The sequence below is a fragment of the Stenotrophomonas sp. genome (assembly GCF_032066555.1).
GTDB lineage: Bacteria > Pseudomonadota > Gammaproteobacteria > Xanthomonadales > Xanthomonadaceae > Stenotrophomonas.
The window spans coordinates 103,131-110,733 of the sequence record NZ_DAMBKV010000012.1 but is presented as its reverse complement, the minus strand read 5'-3'; the positions used below and the strand labels follow the sequence as shown (position 1 = coordinate 110,733).

9 protein-coding genes are annotated in these 7,603 nt (G+C 64.9%); 5 read left to right on the top strand and 4 right to left on the bottom strand.

The features are described from left to right. From RT131_RS14310 to RT131_RS14295, 4 genes are all read left to right on the top strand, one after another. Positions 1-539 (top strand): FAD-dependent oxidoreductase (locus tag RT131_RS14310; RefSeq protein WP_313173466.1); only part of this gene is annotated, 539 nt, incomplete at its 5' end. A gap of 229 nt (positions 540-768) precedes the next feature. Then, on the top strand, positions 769-1,701 hold the full coding sequence (locus RT131_RS14305; RefSeq protein WP_313173465.1) for a LysR substrate-binding domain-containing protein: 933 nt from the start codon (positions 769-771) through the stop codon (positions 1,699-1,701). Positions 1,702-1,981: 280 nt separating this feature from the next. Further along, positions 1,982-2,407 carry a nucleoside diphosphate kinase regulator gene (gene rnk / locus RT131_RS14300; RefSeq protein ID WP_313173464.1) on the top strand — a complete coding sequence of 142 codons (426 nt, stop codon included), beginning with the start codon at positions 1,982-1,984 and terminating at the stop codon, positions 2,405-2,407. A 31-nt stretch (positions 2,408-2,438) separates the two neighbouring features. After that, positions 2,439-3,407: a transaldolase gene (locus RT131_RS14295; RefSeq protein WP_313173476.1), complete on the top strand. Its 969-nt coding sequence runs from the start codon at positions 2,439-2,441 to the stop codon at positions 3,405-3,407. A 176-nt stretch (positions 3,408-3,583) separates the two neighbouring features. Here RT131_RS14295 and RT131_RS14290 read toward each other — a convergent pair whose 3' ends face one another. Genes RT131_RS14290 through RT131_RS14275 form a run of 4 tightly spaced genes read right to left on the bottom strand, consistent with a single transcriptional unit; the run spans position 3,584 to position 5,725 of the window. After that, positions 3,584-4,093: an NAD(P)H-dependent oxidoreductase gene (locus RT131_RS14290; RefSeq protein ID WP_313173463.1), complete on the bottom strand. Its 510-nt coding sequence runs from the start codon at positions 4,091-4,093 to the stop codon at positions 3,584-3,586. 3 nt (positions 4,094-4,096) lie between these two features. Further along, on the bottom strand, positions 4,097-4,747 hold the full coding sequence (msrA, locus tag RT131_RS14285) for a peptide-methionine (S)-S-oxide reductase MsrA (RefSeq protein WP_313173475.1): 651 nt from the start codon (positions 4,745-4,747) through the stop codon (positions 4,097-4,099). A 30-nt stretch (positions 4,748-4,777) separates the two neighbouring features. Continuing rightward, complete coding sequence (locus RT131_RS14280; protein ID WP_282272434.1) at positions 4,778-5,044, bottom strand: DUF2007 domain-containing protein; 267 nt, start codon at positions 5,042-5,044, stop codon at positions 4,778-4,780. Between the two features lie 12 nt (positions 5,045-5,056). Then, positions 5,057-5,725 carry a glutathione S-transferase family protein gene (locus RT131_RS14275; protein WP_313173462.1) on the bottom strand — a complete coding sequence of 223 codons (669 nt, stop codon included), beginning with the start codon at positions 5,723-5,725 and terminating at the stop codon, positions 5,057-5,059. A 102-nt stretch (positions 5,726-5,827) separates the two neighbouring features. Between RT131_RS14275 and RT131_RS14270 the strand changes: the two genes are divergently transcribed. Continuing rightward, positions 5,828-7,576 carry a glutamine--tRNA ligase/YqeY domain fusion protein gene (locus RT131_RS14270; RefSeq protein WP_313173461.1) on the top strand — a complete coding sequence of 583 codons (1,749 nt, stop codon included), beginning with the start codon at positions 5,828-5,830 and terminating at the stop codon, positions 7,574-7,576. Positions 7,577-7,603 lie beyond the last annotated feature (27 nt).

The window sequence follows — 7,603 nt, the reverse complement described above, 5'->3', positions numbered from 1 at the left end:
TCAAGGGCAAGCGCGTGGCGGTGATCGGCGGCGGCAACTCCGGCGTGGAAGCGGCCATCGACCTGGCCGGCATCGTCAGCCACGTCACCGTGTTCGAGTTCGACAGCAAGCTGCGTGCCGATCAGGTGCTGCAGGCCAAGCTCAACAGCCTGCCCAACGTGAAGGTGGTGCTCAACGCACAGACCACCGAAGTGCTGGGCGACGGCCAGAAGGTCAACGGCCTGGTCTATACCGACCGCGTCGGTGGCGATTCGCACCGGGTCGAGCTCGAAGGCATCTTCGTGCAGATCGGCCTGCTGCCGAACACCGAGTGGCTGCGTGGCACGGTGGAGCTCAGCGGTCGCGGCGAGATCATCATCGATGATCGCGGCCAGACCAATGTGCCGGGCGTGTTTGCGGCCGGCGACTGCACCACGGTGCCGTACAAGCAGATCATCATCGCGATGGGTGCCGGTTCGACTGCCGCGCTCAGTGCCTTCGATCATCTGATCCGTACGCCGGTACTGCAGCCTGCAGCGACAGAAACTGAAACTGCCTGAAGCTAGAAGCCCCTCTCCCTTTGGGGTGAGAGGGGCAGTTTGCGAACCACCGGTTCGCTGCCCCACGAACGCCCCGCGTCAGCGCGGGGCCGGGGCGCGAAGCGGGGGTTGGGGTGAGGGTAAGGGTGAAACCCATTGCTCCCACGAAATTCGTGGACTTCGCCAACCCTCATCCGCCCCTTCGGGGCACCTTCTCCCGCCGGGCGAAGGAAACAGCCGGGAGCCCAACATGAATCTTCGTGACCTGAAGTACCTGGTGGCGCTGGCCGAGCACAAGCACTTCGGCCGCGCGGCGGCTGCCAGTTTCGTCAGCCAGCCCACCCTGTCCACCCAGATCAAGAAGCTGGAAGAAGAGCTGGGCGTGCCGTTGGTGGAGCGCGCGCCGCGCAAGGTGATGCTTACCCCGGCCGGCCGCGAGGCCGCCGCGCGTGCGCGCAGCATCGTGGCCGAAGTAGAACAGATGAAGGAAGCCGCGCGCCGCGCCCGTGACCCGGAAGCCGGCACCGTGCGCCTGGGAATTTTCCCGACCCTGGGCCCGTATCTATTGCCACATGTAGTGCCGGCGATCCGCCAGCGCTTCCCGCAGCTGGAGATGTTGCTGGTCGAGGAAAAGAGCGATGTATTGCTGGCACAGCTGCGCAACGGCCAACTCGATGCTGCCTTGCTGGCCCTGCCGATCGCCGACGAGCAGTTGCACACCGAGTTCCTGTTCGAGGAACCCTTCGTGCTGGCCGCGCCAGAAGGCCATCCGCTGACCAGCCACCCCTCGCTGACGCTGGATGACCTGTCCGACCAGCGCCTGCTGCTGTTGCAGGATGGCCATTGCCTGCGCGACCAGGCGCTGGATGTCTGCCATATGGCCGGCGCGCTGGAGAAATCCGAATTCCAGGCCACCAGCCTGGAAACCCTGCGGCAGATGGTGGCGGCGAACGTGGGCGTCACTCTGTTGCCGATGCTGGCGGTGAAGCCGCCGGTGGCGCGCTCTGAGAACGTCAGATTGATCCCATTTTCGGGCGATCCGCAGCCGAACCGGCGGATCGGCATGGTCTGGCGTCGCAGCTCGGCGATGGGCGCGTTCCTGGAGCAGTTCTCGCAGTTGTTCAAACAGCTGCCGGCGGGGTTGTTGGAGGCACCGGCGGAATCGCCGCGGGTTCAGGCTTAAGAGCTTACCCTCCCCGGCCCTCCCTTCCGCTGCGCGCAAGGGAAGTGGCAAGGCTTGGCTCCCTCCCTTGCGCGCAGCGGAAGGGAGGGTTGGGGAGGGGTGCTCTCCGCAGCCCCCCCAAAACCTGAATACCTCCCTCCCCCACATTGCATCCGGGGCGCACCGGCCCCATGATCTTCACAGGGTCGCCTACGGCCCGCTTCACCAGCACAATAGAAACCCGGGCGGCGCCGACAAAGCGTCGCCTTTTGCTTGCTCTTCAATCAGATAAGGAATTCCCATGACCAGCCACAGCGGTCTGCCGCCATCCATCATTGTTTCCACCCGCGACATGGCCCGTCTTGAGGCCCTGCTGGACTCCCCGGCGTTGAGCCGGCACCCGGCCGCTGTTGCCCTTGCGCAGGAACTTGAGCGCGCGCAGGTGCTGCCGCCGGAAGAAATCCCCGAAGGCATCGTCACCATGCACTCCCGTGTGGACTGCGAAGACGAACTGCACAACGAAAAACATTCCCTGACCCTGGTCTATCCGCATGAAGCGGATTTCGACAAGGGCCGCGTGTCCGTGCTGGCACCGGTCGGCAGCGCCCTGCTGGGCTTGTCGGTTGGCCAGACCATCGACTGGACCGCACCCGGCGGCCGCCAGCTGCGCCTGCGCGTCACCGCCGTCCACTACCAGCCCGAGGCGGCTGGTGATTTCCACCGCTGAGCGCACTGCGCCGCACCTGCAACAGGAAACCATGATGTCCCAGGCCCCCTCCAAGCTCGCCCAGCTGCGCGAACTGTCCGTCGTCGTCGCCGATACCGGCGATTACGACGCCATCAAGCGCCTGCGTCCGGTCGACTGCACCACCAACCCGACGCTGGTGAAGAAAGCCCTCGACCTGCCGGTCTATGCCGGTCTGATCGAGCGTGAGCTGCAGTGGGGCCGCGCCCAATCCGGTGACAAGCAGGCCATCGCCAATGCCGTGGTTGACCGCCTGACCGTCGGCGTCGGCACCATGCTGGCCGAACTGGTACCGGGCCGCGTGTCCACCGAGGTGGATGCCGACCAGGCCCACAACACCGAGGCCACAGTGGCCAAGGCACGTGAGTTCATCGCCATGTACGAAGCGGCCGGCGTGCCGCGCAGCAAGGTGCTGATCAAGATCGCCGCCACTTGGGCCGGCGTGGAAGCCGCACGCGTACTGCAGGCCGAAGGCATCGACTGCAACCTGACCCTGATCTTCAACCCGACCCAGGCCCTGGCCTGCTCGGAAGCCGGTTCCTTCCTGATCTCGCCGTTCGTCGGCCGCATCCTGGACTGGTACGTGGCCAACGGCCAGACCCCGGCCAGCATCGACGAAGACCCGGGCGTGGTATTCGTGCGCGGTGTGTTCGCCGAGTTCAAGCGCCGCGGTTCCAGCACCGTTGTCATGGGTGCGTCGTTCCGTTCGACCGCGCAGATTGAAGCGCTGGCTGGCTGTGATCGTCTGACGATCTCGCCGGATCTGCTGGAGAAGCTGGATGCTGATTTCGGTGAGCTGCCGCGCAAGCTGGTGGCCGGTGCTGCTGAAGCGGTGAACGTCGCTGCGATTGATGAAGCGAAGTTTGATGCGGATATGACCGCTGATCCGATGGCTACGGAGAAGCTGGCCACCGGTATTGAGGCGTTTGCGAAGGATCTGCAGATCTTGCGTCAGCGGATTGCTGATGAGTTGGGCGGCTGACAGCCAAAGTAATGCCTGACTACTCCCTTCTCCCGCCTGCGGGAGAAGGTGGCCGAAGGCCGGATGAGGGGAGCTTTTAAAGCTTCTAAAGCTCTAAAAGCTTTTGCTCCACGTGCTTTCAGAGCGCCCTCACCCCAACCCCTCTCCCGCATGCGGGAGAGGGGCTTGAGCAAAGGCTAGAACACGCCCAGCTCCAGCCCTGCTGCCAGCAGCGCGCCCAGCTCACGGCCTCGCGCCAACTGCGCCTCAGACAGCTGCTTCCCAGCAACAATCGCCTCAGCCGTCTGTGCCTGCGTACATACCAGCACCGGCTCGGCCACTTCCTTCAAACGCAAGCCCAACGCCACCCTGCGCAACTGCGCAATCGTCGGATGACCATCCGATCCAGCACATACCAGCAGCGCATACGGCTTGCCCTCGCAGCGCCCCAACAGCGGGTAATAGCTGCGATCAAAGAAATCCTTCATCGCCCCGCTCATCGAGGCCAATGTCTCCGGCGTGGCGAACACCACCGCATCGGCGGCAAGCACATCATCCGCACCGGCATCGGCGGCGCGCAAGGCAATCACCTGCACCGCATCACCCGCACTCTCGCGGGCACCCTGCACCAAAGCGCCCACCATCGACGCAGTAGCGCCGGTAAAGCTGTGCCACACCACCAACAAACGGCGCGGTGCGGCACTCATGACTCAGGCATCCAGGCCAATCGGGCAGCTCACGCCAGTGCCACCGATACCGCAGTAACCATTCGGATTCTTCGCCAGATACTGCTGGTGGTAATCCTCGGCGTAATAGAACGGCGGTGCCGGAAACAGGATCTCGGTTGTGATCTCACCAAAACCCGATGCAGTCAGCTGCTGCTGGTAGGCATCGCGACTGGCAAGCGCCGCGTCGTATTGTTCCTGCGTATGGCAGTAGATCACCGAGCGGTACTGGGTGCCGGTGTCGTTGCCCTGGCGCATGCCCTGGGTGGGATCGTGGTTTTCCCAGAAGGTGCGCAGCACCGTCTCCAACGTCACCTGTGCAGGATCAAACACCACCCGCACCACCTCGGTGTGGCCGGTAAGGCCGGAACAGGCTTCTTCATACGTAGGGTTCGGGGTGACGCCGCCCTGATAGCCCACCGCCGTGGTCACCACACCCGGCAGCTGCCAGAACTTGCGCTCGGCGCCCCAGAAACAGCCCAGGCCCACGTCCAGCACCTGCAAGCCGTTGAAATCGGCCCGCAGCGGCTGGCCGTTGACGAAATGCCGGTTGTGCAGCGGCAGCGGCGTGTCCCGCCCCGGCAGTGCTTCTTCCGGGCGCGGCAGGCGCTGCTTGAACGCGCCGATACCCAGTATTCCCTGGCCGATTCCCAACATGTCAGCTCCTCAGGCCGGGAGGAATCCCGGCGCTTCATCGTCATCCAAGATGGGGTCGGCGGGGCCGTCGTCCAAGCCCAATGCAGCGACGATGTCCTCGGCCTCGGGCTTGGCCGAATCGGGTACGCAGACCCGCAACAGGCCAAACAAGGGCAGCTCGCCACCCGCACCGAGCAAGGACTCGCCGAACACGAAGGCCGGGATGCCGGCATCCTCCAACGCGTGCTTGACCAGATGGGCGTCGAACAGGTTATTGCTCTGGTAGATCAGTTGCATGGGGTTCTCCGCTCAAACCGGCTGGCGCAGGGCATCGGTGGCAGCAAGCTGCTCGGTTTCCACCGCCCCGGCCTGCCGCCACTCGCGCAGCGACGGCAGCGCCAGCAGCGCCTGCAGGTAGTCACCGGCAACGCCTTCCGCGGCCACGCCATAGCCGTCAAAGCGTACCGCCACCGGTGCGAACATCGCATCGACGATGCCGAACTGGCCGAACAGGAACGCCCCGCCCGCGCCGTGTTGGCGGCGCAGCTCGCTCCACAGCGCGCGGATACGGTTGATGTCGGCTTGGGCGGCGGCGTCCCAGCGGTAGCCATCGGGCTGACGGCGGCTATTCATCGGCAGTTGGGTGCGCAACGCGGTGAAACCTGAATGCATTTCGGCCGCGGCCGCCCGGGCTACGGCGCGCTGGGCCAGATCAGCCGGCCAGCCGCGTCCGCCCAGCCAGCGCTCGTTGGCGTATTCGCAGATCGCCAGCGAATCCCAGAGCTGAAGCTGACCATCACGCAGCGCTGGGACCTTGCCGGTCGGCGAATGCTGCAGCACTTCGCTGGCGAAGGCCGGCGTATCCAGGGCCAAACGTACTTCGTCGAACTCCACCCCGAAATGGCGCAGCAGCAGCCACGGGCGCAGCGACCAGGACGAGTAATTCTTGTTGCCTATCACCAGAACGGGGCGGTCCATCGGTACGAATCCATACGGTGGGATAGCCCAGCATAGCCCCGTCCCGGCAGCCAACGCCCGGCTCGGCTAAACTTGCGGTTTACTTCAATACACTGCGTCCCCATGTCCGAGAACACGCCTGCTGTGGCCGCCACGCCGGAAAACGCCCCCGAAAAGCGCGATTTCATCCGTCAGATCGTCCGTGAGGACCTGTCCAGCGGCAAGCACACGGCCATCAAGACCCGCTTCCCGCCCGAGCCCAATGGCTACCTGCACATCGGCCATGCCAAGTCGATATGCCTGAACTTCGGCATCGCCGGCGAGTTCGGCGGCGTCTGCAACCTGCGCTTCGATGACACCAACCCGGCCAAGGAAGACCCGGAATACGTGCAGGCCATCCAGGACGACGTGCGCTGGCTGGGCTTCGAGTGGAACGAGCTGCGCCACGCCTCGGACTACTTCGACGCCTATTACCTGGCCGCACAGAAGCTGATCCGCGACGGCAAGGCCTATGTCTGCGACCTGTCGGCCGAGGAAGTGCGCGCCTACCGCGGCTCGCTGACCGAGCCGGGCCGCCCCTCGCCGTACCGCGAGCGCAGCGTCGAGGAGAACCTGGACCTGTTCGCGCGCATGCGTGCCGGTGAGTTCGCCGATGGCGCCCGCACCCTGCGCGCCAAGATCGACATGGCCAGCGGCAACATCAACCTGCGCGACCCGGCGATCTACCGCATCAAGCACGTCGAGCACCAGAACACCGGCAATGCCTGGCCGATCTACCCGATGTATGACTTCGCGCATGCGCTGGGCGATTCGCTGGAAGGCATCACCCACTCGCTGTGCACGCTGGAGTTCGAAGACCACCGCCCGCTGTACGACTGGTGCGTGGACAACGTCGACTACGCACACGACAACGCCTTGACCCAGCCGCTGGTCGACAAGGGCCTGCCGCGTGAAGCCGCCAAGCCGCGCCAGATCGAGTTCTCGCGCCTGAACATCAACTACACGGTGATGAGCAAGCGCAAGCTGATGGCGCTGGTCACCGAAAACCTGGTCGATGGCTGGGAAGACCCGCGCATGCCGACCCTGCAGGGCCTGCGTCGTCGTGGTTACACCCCGGCCGCGATGCGCCTGTTCGCTGAGCGCGTGGGCATTTCCAAGCAGAACTCGCTGATCGATTTCAGCGTGCTCGAAGGCGCCCTGCGCGAAGACCTGGACAGCGCCGCCGCCCGCCGCATGGCGGTGATCGATCCGCTCAAGCTGGTGCTGACCAATCTGCCGGAAGGCCACGAAGAAGCCCTCACCTTCAGCAACCACCCGAAGGACGAAAGCTTTGGCAGCCGCGACGTGCCGTTCTCGCGTGAGCTGTGGATCGAGCGCGAAGACTTCGCCGAAGTGCCGCCGAAGGGTTGGAAGCGCCTGGTACCAGGCGGCGAAGTGCGCCTGCGTGGTGCTGGCATCGCCCGCGTCGATGAAGTGATCAAGAACGACGCCGGCGAGATCGTCGAGCTGCGCGGCTGGCTGGACCCGGAATCGCGTCCGGGCATGGAAGGCGCCAACCGCAAGATCAAGGGCACCATCCATTGGGTCAGCGCCCAGCACGCGGTGGAAGCCGAAGTGCGCCTGTACGACCGCCTGTTCTCGGTGGCCAACCCGGACGATGAATCCGACGGCAAGACCTACCGCGATTACCTGAACCCGGAATCACGCAAGGTCGTCACCGGCTACGTCGAACCGGCCGCAGCCCTGGCCGCACCGGAACAGAGCTACCAGTTCGAGCGCACCGGCTACTTCGTCGCCGACCGCCGCGACCACACGCCGGCCAAGCCGGTGTTCAACCGCAGCGTGACCCTGCGCGATACCTGGTCGGCCTGATCGGGATGGGTGGGGTTGCCGGCTGAC

Bases quoted from the DNA above. Each gene is read 5' to 3' on its own strand.
- RT131_RS14305 (WP_313173465.1), top strand. From the start codon at position 769: ATGAATCTTCGTGACCTGAAGTACCTGGTGGCGCTGGCCGAGCACAAG.
- rnk (WP_313173464.1), top strand. From the start codon at position 1,982: ATGACCAGCCACAGCGGTCTGCCGCCATCCATCATTGTTTCCACCCGC.
- RT131_RS14295 (WP_313173476.1), top strand. From the start codon at position 2,439: ATGATGTCCCAGGCCCCCTCCAAGCTCGCCCAGCTGCGCGAACTGTCC.
- RT131_RS14290 (WP_313173463.1), bottom strand. From the start codon at position 4,093: ATGAGTGCCGCACCGCGCCGTTTGTTGGTGGTGTGGCACAGCTTTACC.
- RT131_RS14280 (WP_282272434.1), bottom strand. From the start codon at position 5,044: ATGCAACTGATCTACCAGAGCAATAACCTGTTCGACGCCCATCTGGTC.
- RT131_RS14275 (WP_313173462.1), bottom strand. From the start codon at position 5,725: ATGGACCGCCCCGTTCTGGTGATAGGCAACAAGAATTACTCGTCCTGG.
- RT131_RS14270 (WP_313173461.1), top strand. From the start codon at position 5,828: ATGTCCGAGAACACGCCTGCTGTGGCCGCCACGCCGGAAAACGCCCCC.